The 18,593-nt window shown below is 33.1% G+C and carries 17 protein-coding genes, 1 pseudogene, 1 riboswitch and 2 other annotated features; of the genes and pseudogenes, 13 read left to right on the forward strand and 5 right to left on the reverse strand.

Annotation, left to right across the window (positions count from 1 at the left end):
- Nucleotides 1-213: 213 nt before the first annotated feature.
- Nucleotides 214-1,581: an alanine/glycine:cation symporter family protein gene (locus tag AC0OM3_RS24395; RefSeq protein WP_474213162.1), complete on the reverse strand. Its 1,368-nt coding sequence runs from the start codon at nucleotides 1,579-1,581 to the stop codon at nucleotides 214-216.
- Nucleotides 1,582-1,688: 107 nt separating this feature from the next.
- Nucleotides 1,689-1,809, reverse strand: a riboswitch (glycine riboswitch).
- Nucleotides 1,810-1,994: 185 nt separating this feature from the next.
- Entirely contained in the window at nucleotides 1,995-2,594 is a 600-nt protein-coding gene (locus tag AC0OM3_RS24400; RefSeq protein WP_474213163.1) for a hypothetical protein, read from the reverse strand.
- Between the two features lie 173 nt (nucleotides 2,595-2,767).
- Here AC0OM3_RS24400 and AC0OM3_RS24405 point away from each other — a divergent pair, with 173 nt between their 5' ends.
- The 6 genes from AC0OM3_RS24405 (at nucleotide 2,768) to AC0OM3_RS24430 (ending at nucleotide 10,308) form a co-directional block, all read left to right on the forward strand.
- Nucleotides 2,768-3,100 (forward strand): hypothetical protein, encoded by a 333-nt coding sequence (locus AC0OM3_RS24405; protein WP_474213164.1) that lies wholly within the window; start codon nucleotides 2,768-2,770, stop codon nucleotides 3,098-3,100.
- 192 nt (nucleotides 3,101-3,292) lie between these two features.
- A complete protein-coding gene (locus AC0OM3_RS24410; RefSeq protein WP_000925182.1) occupies nucleotides 3,293-3,913 on the forward strand; it encodes a YdbC family protein in 621 nt (206 codons plus the stop codon).
- A gap of 185 nt (nucleotides 3,914-4,098) precedes the next feature.
- A complete protein-coding gene (gene rluF / locus AC0OM3_RS24415) occupies nucleotides 4,099-4,806 on the forward strand; it encodes a 23S rRNA pseudouridine(2604) synthase RluF (protein ID WP_001222158.1) in 708 nt (235 codons plus the stop codon).
- Between the two features lie 121 nt (nucleotides 4,807-4,927).
- Nucleotides 4,928-5,151, forward strand: a binding site (T-box leader).
- Between the two features lie 37 nt (nucleotides 5,152-5,188).
- Nucleotides 5,189-5,411: a binding site (T-box leader), on the forward strand.
- Between the two features lie 44 nt (nucleotides 5,412-5,455).
- Complete coding sequence (gene thrS / locus AC0OM3_RS24420) at nucleotides 5,456-7,375, forward strand: threonine--tRNA ligase (protein WP_474213165.1); 1,920 nt, start codon at nucleotides 5,456-5,458, stop codon at nucleotides 7,373-7,375.
- A 273-nt stretch (nucleotides 7,376-7,648) separates the two neighbouring features.
- A complete protein-coding gene (locus tag AC0OM3_RS24425) occupies nucleotides 7,649-8,416 on the forward strand; it encodes an ABC transporter ATP-binding protein (protein ID WP_001275722.1) in 768 nt (255 codons plus the stop codon).
- Nucleotides 8,417-8,427: 11 nt separating this feature from the next.
- Nucleotides 8,428-10,308: an FtsX-like permease family protein gene (locus AC0OM3_RS24430; RefSeq protein ID WP_000897849.1), complete on the forward strand. Its 1,881-nt coding sequence runs from the start codon at nucleotides 8,428-8,430 to the stop codon at nucleotides 10,306-10,308.
- Nucleotides 10,309-10,632: 324 nt separating this feature from the next.
- On the opposite strand, the gene AC0OM3_RS24435 is transcribed toward AC0OM3_RS24430, so the two are convergent.
- Entirely contained in the window at nucleotides 10,633-11,370 is a 738-nt protein-coding gene (locus tag AC0OM3_RS24435) for a ZIP family metal transporter (RefSeq protein WP_046946324.1), read from the reverse strand.
- A 155-nt stretch (nucleotides 11,371-11,525) separates the two neighbouring features.
- On the opposite strand from AC0OM3_RS24435, the pseudogene AC0OM3_RS24440 reads away from it, so the two are divergent.
- Nucleotides 11,526-12,393: pseudogene (locus AC0OM3_RS24440) on the forward strand (MBL fold metallo-hydrolase).
- Nucleotides 12,394-12,539: 146 nt separating this feature from the next.
- On the opposite strand, the gene AC0OM3_RS24445 reads toward AC0OM3_RS24440, so the two are convergent.
- Nucleotides 12,540-13,493, reverse strand: a complete 954-nt coding sequence (locus tag AC0OM3_RS24445) for a nucleoside hydrolase (RefSeq protein ID WP_116777596.1) — start codon at nucleotides 13,491-13,493, stop codon at nucleotides 12,540-12,542.
- A gap of 21 nt (nucleotides 13,494-13,514) precedes the next feature.
- The gene (locus AC0OM3_RS24450) at nucleotides 13,515-14,108 is read right to left on the reverse strand and encodes a DUF2441 domain-containing protein (RefSeq protein ID WP_061884134.1); all 594 of its coding nucleotides are present in this window, start codon (nucleotides 14,106-14,108) and stop codon (nucleotides 13,515-13,517) included.
- Nucleotides 14,109-14,311: 203 nt separating this feature from the next.
- Between AC0OM3_RS24450 and AC0OM3_RS24455 the strand changes: the two genes are divergently transcribed.
- The 6 genes from AC0OM3_RS24455 to AC0OM3_RS24480 all read left to right on the forward strand — a co-directional run bounded on the left by AC0OM3_RS24455 (nucleotide 14,312) and on the right by AC0OM3_RS24480 (nucleotide 18,429).
- The gene (locus tag AC0OM3_RS24455; protein WP_061884135.1) at nucleotides 14,312-14,797 is read left to right on the forward strand and encodes a DUF2798 domain-containing protein; all 486 of its coding nucleotides are present in this window, start codon (nucleotides 14,312-14,314) and stop codon (nucleotides 14,795-14,797) included.
- 170 nt (nucleotides 14,798-14,967) lie between these two features.
- Nucleotides 14,968-15,393, forward strand: coding sequence for a DMT family transporter (locus AC0OM3_RS24460; protein WP_061884136.1), 426 nt, complete (start codon nucleotides 14,968-14,970; stop codon nucleotides 15,391-15,393).
- Between the two features lie 20 nt (nucleotides 15,394-15,413).
- Nucleotides 15,414-16,109, forward strand: coding sequence for a Crp/Fnr family transcriptional regulator (locus AC0OM3_RS24465; RefSeq protein ID WP_061884137.1), 696 nt, complete (start codon nucleotides 15,414-15,416; stop codon nucleotides 16,107-16,109).
- A 16-nt stretch (nucleotides 16,110-16,125) separates the two neighbouring features.
- Nucleotides 16,126-16,596, forward strand: a complete 471-nt coding sequence (locus AC0OM3_RS24470; RefSeq protein WP_061884138.1) for a DMT family transporter — start codon at nucleotides 16,126-16,128, stop codon at nucleotides 16,594-16,596.
- An 81-nt stretch (nucleotides 16,597-16,677) separates the two neighbouring features.
- Nucleotides 16,678-17,571: an alpha/beta fold hydrolase gene (locus AC0OM3_RS24475; protein WP_061884139.1), complete on the forward strand. Its 894-nt coding sequence runs from the start codon at nucleotides 16,678-16,680 to the stop codon at nucleotides 17,569-17,571.
- A gap of 399 nt (nucleotides 17,572-17,970) precedes the next feature.
- Nucleotides 17,971-18,429, forward strand: coding sequence for an NUDIX hydrolase (locus tag AC0OM3_RS24480; protein ID WP_061884140.1), 459 nt, complete (start codon nucleotides 17,971-17,973; stop codon nucleotides 18,427-18,429).
- Nucleotides 18,430-18,593 lie beyond the last annotated feature (164 nt).

The following is an 18,593-nucleotide window of genomic DNA, read 5'->3' on the forward strand; positions in this document are numbered from 1 at the left end:
CTTGGATGAGTTTTTCAGCGACTCTTTAATGTCGCATTCCTTTTCAACTATATAGTTAGACCATACGATTTATGACATTTATGTGAAAAACTTTTGGAGGAATAAAAAGGAGTAAACATTGATATAAATATATTTTTAATGACAGTAATTAAGTAAAAGAGGGGATGAAAAAAGGAATGCTCAACATGTATGAGTCATTCCTTTTTTCATAGATTAACTTGCCTGTTTTTTATTATTTTCTTTCAATTTCTCTGCTTGTAAAAAGCGATTCGTTTCAGCAACAACAATACTACTTAATCCAATTAGACCAATCAAGTTTGGAATTGCCATAAGTCCATTTGCAATATCAGCAAATGTCCATACGATTCCTAGTTTTAAATTAGCACCAATTGCAATCATGACAATAAAGATTGCTTTATAATATTTAACTGCACTTTCTCCGAATAAATAAGCTACACATTTTTCTCCATAATACGACCAGCCTAAAATAGTAGAGTAGGCAAATAAAATAATTGCGATACCGAGAATCATACTACCAGCAGTACCGAATACAGATTGGAATGCAAGTGTTGTAGCTTCAACGCCAGTTTTACCAGATTTCCAAGCGCCTGTAGTAATTAATACTAGTCCTGTAATTGTACATACAATAAACGTATCTAGAAAAGTACCAGTCATTGAAACTAAAGCTTGCTTTGCAGGCGAATCAGTTTTTGCAGCCGCAGCAGCAATTGGTGCACTCCCTAAACCAGCTTCGTTCGCAAATACACCACGCGCCATTCCGATTTGGATAGCTGATGCAACTGTTGCCCCAATAAAACCACCAGCAGCTGCCGTACCATTAAATGCACCAGAAAAAATAAGTGAAAATGCTTCTGGAATTTGGTCGTAGTGATAGAAAATAATTATAAGACCAGCAATTATATAAAAGAAAGCTTTTATCGGAACGACATAACCCGTCACTTTCCCGATTTTTTTTACACCGCCTAAAATAACAATTGCGATTAAAAATGACATTACTATACCAGTTAAAGCAGGAGGGAAAGAGAAATTAATTCGCATTGCCTCTGCAACTGAGTTAGATTGCACCATATTACCAATACCGAAAGAAGCAGTTGTACCAAATATAGCGAATAATATAGCAAGCCATTTCTTACCTAAACCACGCTCTAAATAATACATTGGTCCACCTGAATATTCACCATTTTCATTACTAACACGGTATTTCACTGCAAGTATTGCCTCGGCATACTTTGTTGCCATACCGAATAAAGCGGTAATCCACATCCAAAATATTGCACCAGGACCACCAATTGTAACAGCTGTTGCAACACCAGCGATATTTCCCATACCAATCGTTGCGGCCATAGCTGTCATAAGTGCTTGGAAGTGACTAATATCTCCAGAAGAAGAGGTATCTTCTGATTTTTTAAATGCTAGTTTGTGAGCGTATAATAGTTTACTAAACTGTAAACCTTTCAAACGCACTGTGAGAATGATACCAGTTCCAACGAGTAGCAACAAAGTTGGTAATCCCCACACGTATTGATTCATTTGTTCTAATACTTTACTTACTGTCTCCATCTTTATTCTCCTTTATTTAGAAAAAATAAAAACCACTTCAAGTAAATGAAATGGTCTCTGGAGAAACAAGGGATAGAAAAATAAACCGATACAATCGGCTTTTTCTTTCGCTTGTCTCTGTCCTTTTACCTGAGAGATTATCCGCTAAAGTAGCGGATTTGCTCCTTCGGTGCTCGTTTTCCTCCGCGCTCTATGAAAGCGAGAGGGAGTCTCTCCAGAGATTCGTCCCCATGCAGTTCTACTTGTAACCAAGACCTGAGAGTTTCAAAGTTGGTATAACAACTTTTTGCCCCGTCGGTAGATCAATAGACCTTCTCCTGAATGGTTCATCCGAATTATAAAATTTATAAACACATTGATTGTAAATCAATAAAAACATTATAGACATACAAATTGTGAATTGCAATCATTTTTTATTTTAAAATAGTAAATAGTTTTATTTTTTTTGTAATTCCTAATTTATCTTTAACTTCATTTAAAGTAGATAAAGCGATGACAATATGTTGATCCGCAAGTCCTAAAGCTTGTTTTGTTTTTTCAATAGTTTCATTGGTTGGAGTAGAGTTATTTGCTCCGTCTATAATTAAATTTGCTGCATTTTTCATGAAATTTGATGCGGATTTAAACTGAGTTGTGAATTGAAGTAGTTGTTTTTGTATATCTATATCTGTTATGTTTTCTTCAATTTTAAGCGTGTCTATTTCGTTCATAATTGTTTCGTACTGCTTCGAAACAGCACTCATTGTAACTAATAGTTTATTTCGATCTACTGAATCTCCATTCGTGTTAATCTCTTCCCAGGCAGGTAACCAATCTTTTTCGATGATGTCATTATAATGAGTAGTCAATTCATTGATTTTAGGCTGTAATTTAGTTTTGAAAGTTTTTGTATCCGCTGTTTCTACAGTTGCTTTTTCATTGTTATTTTTAACATTAGTAGCGTAGAGAATCGTACCGAAAATGATGAAAATAGAAATAACAACTGTCCATTTAGTAAAAAGTAATTTCTGCAATATGTAACGCCTCCAAAATTTAAAAACTTATAATTATAATATATAACAATAATGTTGCTTAAAGTAGAGAAAATAGGCTAGAAATAATTTAAATTATTTCTTTTCTATACATAAATAATTAAAGTTAGTAAAATGATGAAAGTTATATGCGAGAAAAGAGGATTTTAGTGAAAATGAATAGAAGAAAATTGGTTTCAAATATTTCAATGGCTATGTTATTAGTTGGTTTAATTGCATTCATATTTATGGATAAAGAATCTAAAATTAAAGGTTTTCCAGTACCAATGTCAGCAATTCATATTAACGATGATAAGGAAGAGGACTATCAATATATAAGTGTAATGCCTATTACAAAGGCCAGTGGATGGGAGAACTTAGGGGAAAACGGGCATACTGTTACTTTTAAAAAAGGGGAGAGGAATGTAACTGTAATACATTATCCGGGAGAACTATCGTATTATTTATTTGAGAAAAAGGTGAATATGGGAGATAAGATAAAGATGTAATTCGTTAAGGGTTACATCTTTTTTTTGATTCTGAATTATTTGAAATAAAATTAGATAGATGGTTTGATAGATGTAGTGATAAATATGATAAGTTCTATATGTTGATAAAAAGCATCGAAGAGACCATAAAAATATTATGTAAATTAAAAGTTGTAAGTGGAAGATAAATTATATCTTAAGGGGGAATTAAAAATGTTACTAAAAACAATTTACTGTCAAGTGGAAGAAGAGAAAAAAGAGTTATTTTCAAACGCACAAGAAAAATGGCGCGATATACAGCATCTAGATGGATTTCATGGACAATTTGGTGGATGGAATAAAGATGAGGCATGTGTATTTACTTTATGGGAAAATCGAAATGCATATCAATCATTTATGAATGGTGCTCACGATACAATTTATTTAAATAGTAATCAAGAGGATACGTTTCTTTCATGTGAAATTGAATTATTTCAAACGTTGTATGATATAACTGATACGCATTTAAAAGACGTTGTTACAGAAGGATCATTCGTAAGAGTTGCTATATGTGATGTAAAGGTGGAAAAGGAAAATCATTTTTTACATAAGCAAGAAACAATTTGGAATAAAGGAATGGAAAAAGCAAAAGGAATGTTAGGTGGAGTAGTTGGGAAGTCTTTAAAAAATGAAAATCGTTACATAGTGTTAACGTATTGGAAAGATGAAAAGACGCATCAACATTATGTGGACGAGATTTTCCCAGATTTATATAAATTAGCTAATATTCATGAAGATACAGAAGAGATAAAAGGAAAACAAGCTGTATGTAAGGAAGAATGGCTTGTATATTAAACAAAGAAAAAGTGCATAAATGAATGTATAATAAAGATATTTTCTTATAAACAAGTAATTAATAGAAGACGTTATATACCCTTTCATGTTAATATATTTAAGTTATAATAGGAGGCTTACCCTTTTGTATTGTACGGTAGAAGCAGTGTGAGCTTGAAATTTTTTTAGAAAAGGATGTGCCTAATTTGCGTATCAATAAATTTATTAGTGAAGCTGGAAAAGCGTCTCGACGTGGAGCGGATAAACTAATTAATGAGAGAAGAGTAATTATTAACGGTAAGGTTGCAAAAATTGGTGACCAAGTGAACCCAGGTGATGATGTACGAGTAAATGGAGAGCAGCTTCGAATTGCTCGAGATCATGTATATATCGCTTTAAATAAACCAGTAGGTATTACATGTACGAGTGAAAAAGCTGTAAAAGGTAATATTATCGATTTAGTGAACCATCCTTTACGAATTAGTCACATTGGACGTCTTGATAAAGACTCAGACGGTTTAATTTTGTTAACGAATGATGGTGATATTGTTAATGAAATTTTACGTGCTGAAAATAAACATGAGAAAGAATATATCGTTTCAGTAGATAAGCCTATTACACCTGATTTCTTAGAAAAAATGGCAGCTGGTGTGAAAATTTTAGGAACGAAAACACTTCCTTGTGAGATCACACAGTTATCAAAATATGAGTTCAAAATTATTTTAACACAAGGGCTAAATCGTCAAATTCGTCGTATGTGTGAAGCTTTAGGTTATCAAGTATACACGTTAAAACGTACGAGAATTATGAATATTGAATTGAATAATTTACCCGTTGGACAGTGGAGAGATTTAACGAAGAAAGAGAAAAGACGTCTATTTGCAGACTTAAATTACGAACCACAAGATTGGTAAAATTGTGAAGTGAAACCAAAAAAATTTGGTTTCACTTTTTTAAATTAAATAAATAATTTTTTTAAACACTTGCAAAAATAAAATGAATAAGATATATTAAATAACAATAAATGGATGTTTTACAAAAGCGAAGAAAAGGACACGAGTTATTTTCCCCGGTTATACAGAGAAGGAAGGAAAGCTGAGAACTTCCTAACGCAGAAAAATAACTTACCACCTTAGAGCTGCACTAGGGAAACGAAGTATCTAGTGCCGTGTAAGCGACGTTATCGCAAAAGAAGCCATTATGTTTTTTGTGATGGGAATCTGGGTGGAACCACGGATATAAGCATATTCGTCCCTATATTTAGGGATGAATATGCTTTTTTTGCATTCAATTTCATAATAAGCGAAGAAAAGGACACGAGTTATTTTCCCCGGTTATACAGAGAAGGAAGGAAAGCTGAGAACTTCCTAACGCAGAAAAATAACTTACCACCTTAGAGCTGCACTGGGGAAATTAAGTATCTAGTGCCGTATAAACGACGTTACCGTAAAAGAAGCCATTGTTTGTTCACAATGGGAATCTGGGTGGAACCACGGGTATAAGCACGCTCGTCCCTATTTTAGGGATGAGTGTGCTTTTTATTATGAAATGGAGAGATGAAAAATGAAAGAACAAATGATTGAAATTAAATTTCCAGATGGTAGCGTGAAAGAATTTGTAAAAGGAATTACTTTAGAAGAAATTGCGGGATCCATTAGCAGTAGTTTGAAAAAGAAAGCAGTCGCGGGGAAAGTAAATGATGGATTATATGATTTACGCCGAAATATTGAAGAAAATGCGGAAGTGGAAATCATTACTATAGATTCAAATGAAGGGGTAGAAATTGCAAGACACTCAGCAGCACATATTTTAGCGCAAGCTGTAAAAAGAATGTATGGTGATATAAATCTTGGAGTAGGGCCTGTTATTGAAAATGGATTTTATTATGATATGGATCTTCCAAGTAGTGTAAACATGGAAGATTTACGAAAAATCGAAAAAGAAATGAAAAAGATCACAAATGAAAATATAAAGATAGAACGAGTTGAGGTTTCTCGAGAAGAAGCAGCTAAACTGTTTCAAGAAATGAACGATCTCTTGAAATTAGAACTTTTAGAAGCAATTCCTAGTGGGGAAAGTGTAACACTATATAAACAAGGTGAATTTGTAGATCTATGCAGAGGACCACATTTACCGTCAACAGGCTATTTGAAAGCCTTCCAATTAACTCACGTTTCAGGTGCATATTGGCGAGGAGATAGTAACAATCAAGTGCTTCAGCGTATATATGGCGTTGCATTCTCTTCTCAAAAAGAATTAGAAGAGTATTTACATTTCGTTGAAGAAGCAGCAAAGAGAAATCATCGCAAATTAGGTAGTGAGCTGGAGTTATTTATGTTTTCTGAAGAGGCTCCTGGAATGCCATTTTATTTACCGAAAGGACAGATTATCCGAAATGAATTAGAAGCATTTTTAAGAGAAATTCAAAAAGAGTATAAGTATCAAGAAGTACGCACTCCGTTCATGATGAACCAAGAAGTATGGGAGAGATCAGGGCACTGGGGACATTATAAAGATAATATGTATTTCTCTGAAGTAGATAATAAAAGTTTTGCATTAAAACCGATGAACTGTCCAGGGCACATGCTTATGTTTAAAAATAAATTGCATTCTTATCGTGAATTACCGATTCGTATGTGTGAATTTGGTCAAGTACATCGCCATGAATTTAGTGGTGCATTAAACGGGTTATTAAGAGTACGTACTTTCTGCCAAGATGATGCACATTTATTTGTAACTCCAAAACAAATTGAAGATGAAATTAAATCAGTAATGGCGCAAATTGATTACGTATATAAAACTTTTGGATTCGAATATGAAGTAGAGCTTTCTACTCGTCCAGAAGATTCAATGGGTGATGATAAATTATGGGAGCAAGCAGAAGCAGCATTAGAAAATGTATTACAATCGCTAAATTATAAATATAGACTAAATGAAGGTGACGGTGCATTTTACGGGCCGAAAATTGATTTTCATATTAAAGATGCTTTAAATAGAAGTCACCAGTGCGGAACAATCCAGCTTGATTTCCAAATGCCAGAGAAATTTGATTTAAATTATATAGATGAAAATAATGAAAAGAAAAGACCAGTTGTTATTCATCGGGCAGTTTTAGGTTCATTAGATCGCTTCTTAGCGATATTAATTGAGCACTTTGGAGGTGCGTTCCCGGCATGGGTGGCACCAGTTCAAGTGAAAGTCATTCCAGTTTCAAATGCAGTACATGAACAATATGCCAGTGATGTTGCACATAAATTAGCACAAGCTGGGATTCGTGTTGAACAAGATGCACGAGATGAAAAACTAGGATATAAAATAAGAGAAGTACAAATGCAAAAAGTACCGTATGTTCTTGTTATTGGCGATAAGGAAATGGAAAAAGGAGCTGTAAATGTACGTAAATATGGGGAAGAGAAGTCAGAAGTTGTTGCGCTAGATGTATTTGTGGCAAGTATTGAAGAGGAAATAAAGAATAGAAAATAAAGAATAGAAAATATTGATGGTAAAGAACACACACTATTAGAAATTAGTGTGTGTTCTTTTTTATCTTACAAAAATGTAAGGTAAATGTAAGCGAAATCGAGGGAACGAGTTGTAGAAAAATGAGAATATGAAGTAGGAAATAGGAAATAGATTCATGTTAAGGGTGTAACTCTTATTGAATGAATAATTAAAAAATTATTAAGGATTTACATGACAAAATAATAAGAAATATGTGAGAAATTAATTTTATACAAAAGGGATGGAGTGAAAGAGATGTCAGCAAATGTAGTTACTGTAGAAAGTGTAGAAAAAACGTATGGAAAAAGAAATGAGAATCAGTCAAAAGCATTAAGGGGTGTATCGTTAAGTATTAAAGAAGGAGAATTTGTCGGGATCATGGGACCTTCTGGGTCTGGAAAAACGACGTTACTTAATGTGATAAGTACACTTGACCAAGCGACAGGTGGTAGTGTGACGATAGCTGGTACAAATATTACTTCTATGAAGGGCAATGCGTTATCTGATTTTCGCTCTCAAAAATTAGGTTTCATTTTTCAAGATTTTAATCTACTAGAAAACTTATCAATTTATGAAAATATAGCTTTACCACTTTCTTTGCAAGGCGTACCATCAAGTGAGATTACTGGGAAGGTAAATGACGTTGCGAAGAAATTAGGCATCACTGAAATTTTAAAAAAATATCCGACGGCTGTTTCTGGAGGACAAAAGCAAAGAACAGCGGCAGCACGAGCTTTAGTACATAATCCAGCAATTGTATTAGCAGATGAACCGACAGGAGCGCTTGATAGTAAAAATGCAAAAAGTTTATTAGAAGCGATGCAAGATTTACATGAAAATCACAATGTAAGTATTTTAATGGTTACACACGATGCATTTAGTGCAAGTTATTGTGAGCGTATTTTATTTATTCAAGATGGTCTTCTTTATAAAGAATTAAATCGTCAAGGCACTCGAGAGAATTTCTATCAAGACATTTTAGGTGTGCTCGCTCATATGGGCTCAGCTGCTGAGTCTAAGTAGGGGGCGAAACTATGTTATTTAAATTATCACGTCATAGTATGAAAAAGATGTTAAAAGATTATATGGTTTTACTTATTGGCCTCGTTATTAGTATTAGTATTTTCTACATGTTCCAAACGATGGCGATGAATAGTGAATTTACGAAAGATAATAGCCTAATTAGTAGTATTAGACTCGTCTTTTGGGTAGGTGCAATACTATTATCTTTCATTACTGTATTTTATATTATATATGCCAACTCTTTCTTACTCACGTTAAGAAGAAAAGAACTCGGTATGTACATGATGCTTGGTGCAAAAAAGAAAAAAGTAGCACAGTTATTATTTATTGAAACATTCGGTATGGGTATTGTCAGTATTATTATCGGTATTTTAGTAGGGATGTTACTTGCAAGTGTAGCAGGAAACTTTTTAATGAATGGAATGGAAATTTCAGCAAAAGGTAGTTATGCATCTGTATACACACCAGCAATTTTAGTTACAGCTATTTTCTTCTTAATACTATTTTTCATTACTGGCTTAATGAACGGTGTCCGATTGTTACGTAAAACTGAACTAGAGTTAATTCGTGAAGATGAAACACTAGATGAAGTGAAGAAAAGTAAAACTCGCATTATAATAATGACAGTACTTGGTGTATTACTAGTAAGTACAGGGTACTATTTTATGATCAATGTAAAAATATATGCTGAATTAGGTTTTATTATAGCAACCATCGTTACAACACTTGGAACATATTTTATCTTTAGTTCATTACTCCCATTTTTTGTGATGAAAATTAAGGGGAATAAAAAACGAAATGAAACGGGCTTAAATAGTTTTACATATGCACAGCTACGCTTTCGAGTAAATAGTTTATCGAGAGTATTAGGTACTGTAGCGATGTTAATTGCATTAGGCGCAGGTGCGATGACGGCAGGTATGGCTTTCCAAAAAAATGTAGGTATTATGACAGACTTTTCTCGTGTATATGATGTTGTAATTCATGATCCGAATGATCAAGACAAAGCTGCCTTAAAAGAAATGGAAATTGTTGAAGAAAGCAAGTACAACTATAAAGTAGATGGAGAAGCGGTTTATTATTTACGTAACGACTTAACTGCGAAACCACCACTTGTTTCAGACCATTTTGATACAAAAACGTTAAAAGAGCCTGTTCGTAAACGTGTGACTGAACCTTTAACTGAACCTGTATATTCAGCTTTAGAGGCTCCTGAATTAGCAAAATTCCCTCATATGCCAAAGGATTGGGAAGACGCAGTTGTAAGAGAGATACAAATTACGCATAATCAATTTAGCGGAAAACCAGTAAGAATTGCAGACGAAGAGCATTATAAAGGAATTCAAGGAACAGAACACACTGTAACATTAGCAAAAGTAGATGATATGAAAAAATATAAACCGTTATTGATCGAAATAGACAAGAGACAAAAAGCACAAATTGAAAAAGCAACAGGTGAAAAGGTAGACTTATTTACGAAAATGACAATTTATCAGTTTATGAACAGCTTCATGAGCGGAACAATGTTTATGGGATTTTTCCTCGGAATTGCCTTTTTAGCAATGATGGCAAGTTCCCTTATGTTCAAAATATTAACAGGTGCTTCTCGTGATGTACGCCGTTATGAAATGTTACGAAAAATTGGTGTAAGACGTAGTATGTTAACGAAAAGTATATATAAAGAAATTTCATATTTATTTATCTTCCCAGCGATCATTGGCATTTCTCACGTATTAGTAGGGCTTAACTTATTCAGCTTTATATTAGTTGACCCGTTTGTAAAAGTATGGGTGCCGATAGGGATTTTCTTAGTCATTTATTTCATGTATTACTGGATAACTGTTCAACTTTATAAAGGTATGGTAATGCCGAAAGAAGAAGTAGCTAAATAGTTTATGAAAAGAGTCCTTGTGTTGAGAATAAGGGCTCTTTTTTATGTTTTTTATAAATAAGGAAAAGATTGGATAATGGTCGAAAAATATAATATTATTTCTAATAAATTACTAAAATGATAATGTTTTAGTAAGAGAAACGATCTGAAGTATGAAAGAAATACTACAGTTAGTTGGAAACAAAGTGTATGCACGTTTTTTCTAGGGAATATTTTAGAGCGAATTAGTTCTATAATTGTTGGAATTATTCTTTCTATAGAGAGATAGAAAGAATAAAAAAGATAGCTGAAAACAAATTGTTTTCAGCTATCTTTTTTGTTTAATTTAGTGATGTCCAGCTAGTAGAGTAAACGCTATTATTAGGAGAAAACCACTAGTTGCCCACATTAGAAATGTAAGGAAAGAGAGCTGTTTCTTAGCTTTCCAAAGCATTTCATGAATTGTGACATATCCAAGTGAACCGATAGCACTTCCCATAATGAGCCCTTGCAGATGAAGAGCTTTTCCTTCCATCAAAATTCCAAAAACTGTGCCAGTACCGAGAATAAGAGAAAGTAATAAAGTCGTTAATAAAAAGGAAATATATTTATGTTTTGTAAAAAGAAATGGAATAATTAAAGCTAATCCTTCTGGAATATGGTGAACGACAATTGCTATTAAAAAGGGAATGGCAGAGTCATTATGATTTATAAAAGCTGTACCTAACGCAAATCCACTAGGTATATTATGAATAAATATAGCGAAAGAGAGAAAAAGGAAGGTTTGCCATGCTTGTTGATCTTTTTTATGTATCATTGGATGGTGACAATAGTTATCTAATAAGCTCATAACTAAAATACCGATAGCTATACCAAGTATAGGCCCAACTATTTCGTAGCTTGAAAATGTTTCAGGAATAATTTCAAGGGATAAAAGCCCAAGTAAAATACCACCACATAATGCGTATAAACGATGCATCTTTTCTTCAATAAGTTGGCGTGTTGCTACTCCAACAGCACCTCCTAATAGTAATCCACCGAACGAAAAAAATGTTACAATCATTGGAATCCATAAACGTTCCATAGTATCACACTCCGATTCTATTCCCTTATTTTTAGCTTACGAAAAGGAAAGTTAGATTAGTCCAAGTAATTGTGTTTGATTATAGAGAAAAAAGTAGTGATTCGTTATAATTTATATATTAATTTTAAGTGAGAAAATGAAAAGGGGAATTGGTTATGCAACAAATTAAAAAAATAGGAAACTCATTTTGGTATATGACACCTGTTTCTGAAACAGATAGACCTATCTTAGGAATGGTCGTTGGACAAAAAAAAAACGTTAATGATTGATGCAGGGAATTCAGAAGAACATGCACAATTATTTTTAGAAATGTTAAAAGAACAAAATGTATCGATTCCTGATTTTGTAGCACTAACGCATTGGCATTGGGACCATATTTTTGGATTATCCGTATTACGGAATGCATTAACTATTTCGCACGCTGAAACGAAAAAAGAAATGCAGGCAATAGTATCTTATGAATGGACAGATAAAGCGTTGGATGCACGCGTGAAAGAGGGTACTGAAATTGAATTTTGTGCGGATTGCATCAAGAAAGAGTTTGAAGAAAAAGCGAGAAATATTAACATTATTCCTCCAACCTTAACGTTCCAGGATCAAATGGAATTAGACCTTGGTGAAGTGACATGCGTGTTAAAACATGTGGGCGGAGATCATGCACATGATTCTGTTGTTATGTACATAAAAGAAGAAAAGATATTGTTTTTAGGAGACTGTATATATGCAGATATTTTTTCTTCGAAGTGGAACTATACGACGAAAAGAACGTTTGCATTAATAGATGAATTAGAGAAATTTGATGCTGAGACATATATTCTTTCTCATGGGACAGCTATAAATCGAGAAGAGTTTTTACAAGAAATTCATTTGCTAAAAACAGTAGGAACATATACAGAAGCTTATAAAGGCGATGAAGAGAAGATAAAGGCAGCGTATAAACAAGAGCTAGATAGAGAATTGAATGAAGATGAGCTAGAAACAATAACGTATTTTGTCAATGGTTACGAAATGAATAATCTGTAAGACACTACATTAATCAAATATAATTAAATTGCACAAAAAGAGTATTGAAATTTAATTCAATACTCTTTTTAATAGTTAAATATCTAGTTACAACCAATTTCTAAAATTAGGGCTCGTTATCTGAAGTTATATCACTTTATAGGGGTTCAGATAGAAGCTTTCTTTGCTAATTCAGTAATATATTCAAAGAAAGCATCATGTTTTACATCATAAACGACATTTACAGGTCGTCCATTAGCAGCTTCCTCTGTACGTCCTTGGCTTGGTCCGTATGTATGAACGATACTATTAATTGTTTCAGTTTTTGCAAGGTTAGTGTTTCCGACAAGCGCGGTAGTTAGTACATCCCATAAATAGTAAGTAGAGTTCGTTGAGAAGTGAACCAGAGGGGGAACCATTGCATAGCATTGACCAAGGAAATCCATACCAATATACTTTCGTTCTTTTGCCCACTGTTCACGTATGTTTATAGTTAACGGAACTTGGTTTGTACTTTCTAGTGTCACTAAGTCGATTTTAATTTTTGCATCCCATACACGAGCCACTGCTTTAGGGTCCCAAAACGAATTCCACTCAGCTGTTCCATCATGCTCTGGTTCATGTACATTGCCTGCTGTAAGAAATGTACCACCCATCCAAACGAGACGTTCAATTTTATCTTCGATTATGGGAGCTTCATATAATGCACGAGCAAGGTCAGTTAGGGGCCCAGAAAATAATAAAGTTGTTTTTCCTTCCGTTTGTAGAAGTATTTCTATTAAATGATGATGCGCGGGTTTTGCCGCCACGGGTGTTACAACTTTTCCAGACTCATTTAAAATTGGTAAAGCATCTACATAAAATGCATGCATCCGCCAGTCTTTTGGAAACGGGTTTTGCCCGCGAGAGTTTGAAGCGGCTACTGCAATATTACCTTTGCCGAAGCGATCGATAATTTTACGACTGGCAGACATTGCGGGTTCTAAATAGCAGTCTGCTGGGATAACAGATACACCGGTAAGCTCAACGTTTTCCATTTGAAGTAATAAAAATAATGAAATTAAATCATCTACGCCGCCATCATGATTGAAGTACACTTTTTTCTTCATTGTAATCTCCATCCTATATGATTTAGTTAGAAATTAAATATGAATTGAGGAGAAGTCATCAACAATTTCCACAACTTCAATTTCTCCATTAATCAGTAGCTCAGGAAGCTCATTTCTAATATTTCCTTTCCAATACTCTCTAGCTTGTTCGAATTTTTGAGAAAAAGGAATACCATCTTCTTTCGGTAAAAGATTACCGTCACCTTCAAAAGAACTTCCGATTACTCGTAGTTTAACAATCTGTAAAACTTCTCGATTGTAAGAATCAAATAATGCTTTCCATTTTAAAGCATCTTCATAGCTTTTAGCAGCATATAAGCAAGATAACCTGGAAGGGTATTTAGGGAATTCTTGTAGTCTAACCATTTCTGCAATTGTTTCTCTAACTGTTTGATCTATATAACTCATAATTACTTTAGCATTTTCATTATTTATATGTAATTCTTCATTTTTATAGTGATTATTTAAAATTTGTATGCCATCTTCACCACTAGCATTTAATTGTTCTCTTTCAAAAAAGAAGTGATATAGAGTATTGTGTTGATTTTTGTTAACAGGAATGATTTGTCCGATATGCATTTTTTTCTTTGTTACGATATGATATACGAAAAATTCTTGTTCATTCATGGTTCTCCTCCTAGTAGTAATGTTTAAATTTAGTAATTCAACATCGAAATATATAAAACCTTTATAAGTAAAAGTTAGAATTTGAGATGAAAGTAAAGAGAATATATGAAAACGTTTTAAGTTTGTTCACAAAATGTTCACTTACGAAGGGGTTTCCAATGTCGATATAATGACAAAGAATCAAAGAGAAAGGATGATGAAATTTGCCAACAACAAGAAAGGAAAACCTCCAATTTGGCATGATGATGTGCCTTGGGATGGTTATCGTAATGACGTTTTACAATTTACTAATGAATGAAGCAGGAGGACCAATTTATATTAAAGAGATTGCATTAGAACTATTGATTGGATTTATTATTGCGCTATTAATTGAAATATGTATCGTTGGACCTTGTGCGAAAAAAATTGTATTTATGTTACCATTTGATAAATCTAAGAAAATAAATATTATCGTTGCGATGGCGACAACTATGGTAATCGGAATGGTGTTCTTTATGTCATTTTTCGGTATGACTATGATGCATTTACATGGTGGACTACAAGGAGATTCATTTGTTTCAATTTATGTTTCAATTTTTATTAAAAATTTCATAATGGCATATCCATTACAATTAATTATTATGGGACCGCTTGTGCGTTTCTTATTTGCAAAGTTTGTTATGAAAAAGAAATCTTTTAATGTAGCGTAATTATAATTTGAAAAACATTATATGCAAATAAAAACCACATCTCGCATTTTTGAGGTGTGGTTTTTTGTTCATTCCTAGTTATTTTCATAGTGATGTGACATTTGTCCTTTTGCCATTATAGGATTATAGCTTTTAATTAAGTCAGAAATAAAAGATGAGGAGATGATTTTTTGAAAGGTATTATATTTGCTATTTTTGCGGGGATATTTATAACACTTCAAGGAACCTTTAATGCGAAACTTAGTTCACATATCGGTATATGGTCGACGAGTATTATAACCCATTTAATTGGATTCATTATTGCAACAACTGTATTTTTGTTAAAGAAAGAAGAGAAAATAACGGATTTAAAGAGTGTGAAAAAAATATATTTAGCAGCGGGTGCATTTGGTGGATTCATTATTTGTGCAGAAACTATGGCGATATATTCATTAGGAGTTACATTGACAGCTGGTACACTAATGGTTGCTCAATTGTTAACGGCAACAGTTATTGAAATGAAAGGACTGTTTCATATAAAAAAGATACAGATGGAGAGATATCATATTGTGGGAACAATAGTAATGATTATAGGTATTGTTGTATTTAATATGTGAATGAAAGGGGGGAAATGAATATGTGGGATAGATCAAGTTTAATTACGCATTATTTAAAAAACAATAAAACGCTCGAGTTATTTTCAGAAATAGATACAGCGTATTTTCAAATAAATCACTTTGAAAAAGGCGAGCTTATTTGCAATATAGATGACGAAATGGATCGTTTATATTTTGTTGTTAAAGGTAAAGTAAAAGTTTATACGATTACACCTGAAGGGAAGAAACTAATTCTTCGCTTTATCAATCCATTGGCCATTGTTGGTGATATTGAATTAATTCAAAATAGCAAAGCACATAATGTCGTTGAAGCTTGTTCAGATGTTGTAGCAATCTCTATTTCTAATACGGTTATTAGAAACAAGTTATTACATGATCCTATATTTATGAAGTTCTTGCTTAAAAACATTGCGAACACGTTAAAAATATCGACTCGTTTTACTGCTCTTAATTTACTGTATCCTGTAGAAGTACGTGTAGCTAGTTATTTACTTTCAATTTCAACAGATAGTAACGGGAATATGTATAAAGGGGATTTGGATGCAACTTCGGTAACGAGTATTGCAGATTTTATAGGGGTAAGTTATAGGCACGTAATTCGGGTATTACAAAGATTTTATAATGAAAAACTAATTGAAAAGAGTAATGGAGTTATTGTAATTAAGGATTTTTCTAGAATGAAGGAAGTCGCTAAAGATAATATATATGAGCAATGAAAGGGAGAGGAAGATTTTGATTGGATTTAGTTTAGCCATATTAGCAGGAATATTAATTAGCTTACAATCTGTTTTTAATGCAAAAGTAAATGAAAATGTAGGACAGTGGTTAACGACTACATGTGTCCTTGGAATAGGTCTCATTAGTTCTATTCTATTTTATATCATTACAGAAAACAGTAGTAACATTAAAGTGTATACTACAAATTATTTGTTTTATGTAAGTGGACTGTTTGGCATCGGGTTAATTATTTGCATAATGGGTGCAATAAAGAGCTTAGGTCCAGCATATACGGTGCTAATTAGTCTTATTACTCAATTGGTTGTTGCGTTATGCATTGATACATTCGGATTATTTGGAATGGAGAGCATTCCATTACAAGTAAATAAATTAGTTGGTATAGGTTTATTAATTGTGGGAGTAGGAATTTTTAAAAATCTATTTTTGAATAAGAAAGCTATTCATATAAATGAGGATAGTGTCTAAAGAATATAAAGGGAAAAAGTGTGAATGGTCAGAACTTATACATTTAGATAGTAATAAGTGAGCGATGAGGAGAGAGGATAAATGAATCAGTTAATGTTGCAAGATGGTGTACACTATTTGAAAATCAATGGGGTATTGCATTGGTGTAAAGTTGCAGGGGCAGCTCATAATACAGTTCCTCTCATTATTGCACATGGTGGTCCAGGTGGCAATCATTATGTATTCGAAAGAACACTTGGGTTGAGGTTAGAAGAGAATATGACTGTTGTTTATTATGAACAAAGAGGATGTGGTAGAAGTGAGGCACCACAAGATGACGGTGAGTACTCAATCAATACTCTAGTCGAAGATTTAGAGGAATTAAGAAAGCAATTACATGTAGAGAAGATAAATTTGTTAGGATATTCTTTTGGTGGACAACTTTGTTTAGAGTATGCTTTGAAATATCCGAAAAATGTTGAACAAATGGTATTACAAGCACCATCGTTAGATGATTTAAATGATATGTATACTGTGCAGATAGAAGGTTTTCTACAAGTAACGAAAGGGGAAATGAAAGAAGAAATATTGATAATAAGTAAGTCAGAAATTCCTTTAAAAGAAAGGTATAATCAAGTTTGGAGTATAGTTGATACAAAAGCTGTAGATCGATTATTGTTTAAAAATGAAGAATTTGCAAAGCTAAATCGGAGTCTTTGGGAGGAAAGTCAGTTAAGTAATACAGGGAAGATGAGCAAAGTTATTTTTGGAACAAAATCATCTTTACCGCTTATTGAGCGTATTAAAGGTTTAGAAATTGATACGTGTGTCATAGTTGGAGCGCATGACTATAACACGGGTGTAGGAATGAGTTATAGAATAACGAGACAATTGAAAAATGGTAAACTTGTTATATTTGAAAATAGTGGACATTTCCCAGATATCGAGGAGACGGATAAAGTATGTGAAACGATTATTGAGTTTTTGGAACGATAGGGAGGATCGCTAGTATTTCAGAAAACCCTCAAGCTAAGAGTATACGAAATTTTATACAGTTTTTCGGATAATTCAATAACAAACGAGATCCATAAAATGGAACCAGAATAGAAATTTATAAAAAATGTATAGATCCCTAGAATAAAAAAGGAGGAATTCTTATGAGAGTAAGTGTTCCTCCTTTTCCTTGCTACCAATAATGATACGTTATGTTAAACAGTCATGAATAAGTATTCATCCCTATTTTCATTGTTTATAAGTGTAATTGCTAATGGTACAATCAGGATGATATAGGAATATCATCCTGATTGTGTTTTATGGAACATCATTTCTGATAATCAGTACTGCAATGGGACAAAATAACTTTCTATGAAATTATTTATATTGGAGCTGAAACACATGGATTATATAAGTTATTTAAGAAATATGGTTGGACATGAAAAAGTAATTATGGTGGTCGCAGGTTGTTTTGTGGTGAATGAAAAGAATGAAGTACTTCTGCAATTACGATCTGATAATGGGAAATGGGGACATCCTGGCGGGTTTATGGAATTTGGCGAGACAGTTGAAGATACAGCAAGAAGAGAAGTGTTTGAAGAAACTGGTTTAAAATTAGGAAAACTTGAATTTTTTAATGTGTATTCTGGAAAAAAATACGAAAAAAAGCTATCTAACGGTGATCAAGTTGCCTTAGTGAAATTAACTTATATTTGTAAAGATTTTCATGGAACATTACATACTGATAACGAAGAAAGCTTACAGCTAAAATTTTTTCCCCTAGATAACTTGCCTGAACTATGGCAAAATCAACAAGAAGTTTTCGATGATTTATTAAAGTTTATGAAAATAAAAAACTAATTCCCCCTCCTTTTTTGATATTATTTTACTGCCTATGACGATAATTAGATAAATAATCTATCCTTATGGGCAGCTTATTGTAATTTTTTATTTGGGTTATTTTTCTTCAAAAATGCATTGGATTTTCATAGAAAATTGTGATGTGATGAAAATTTTAGCTAGAT

Source organism: Bacillus sp. FAU20 (genome assembly GCF_056033865.1).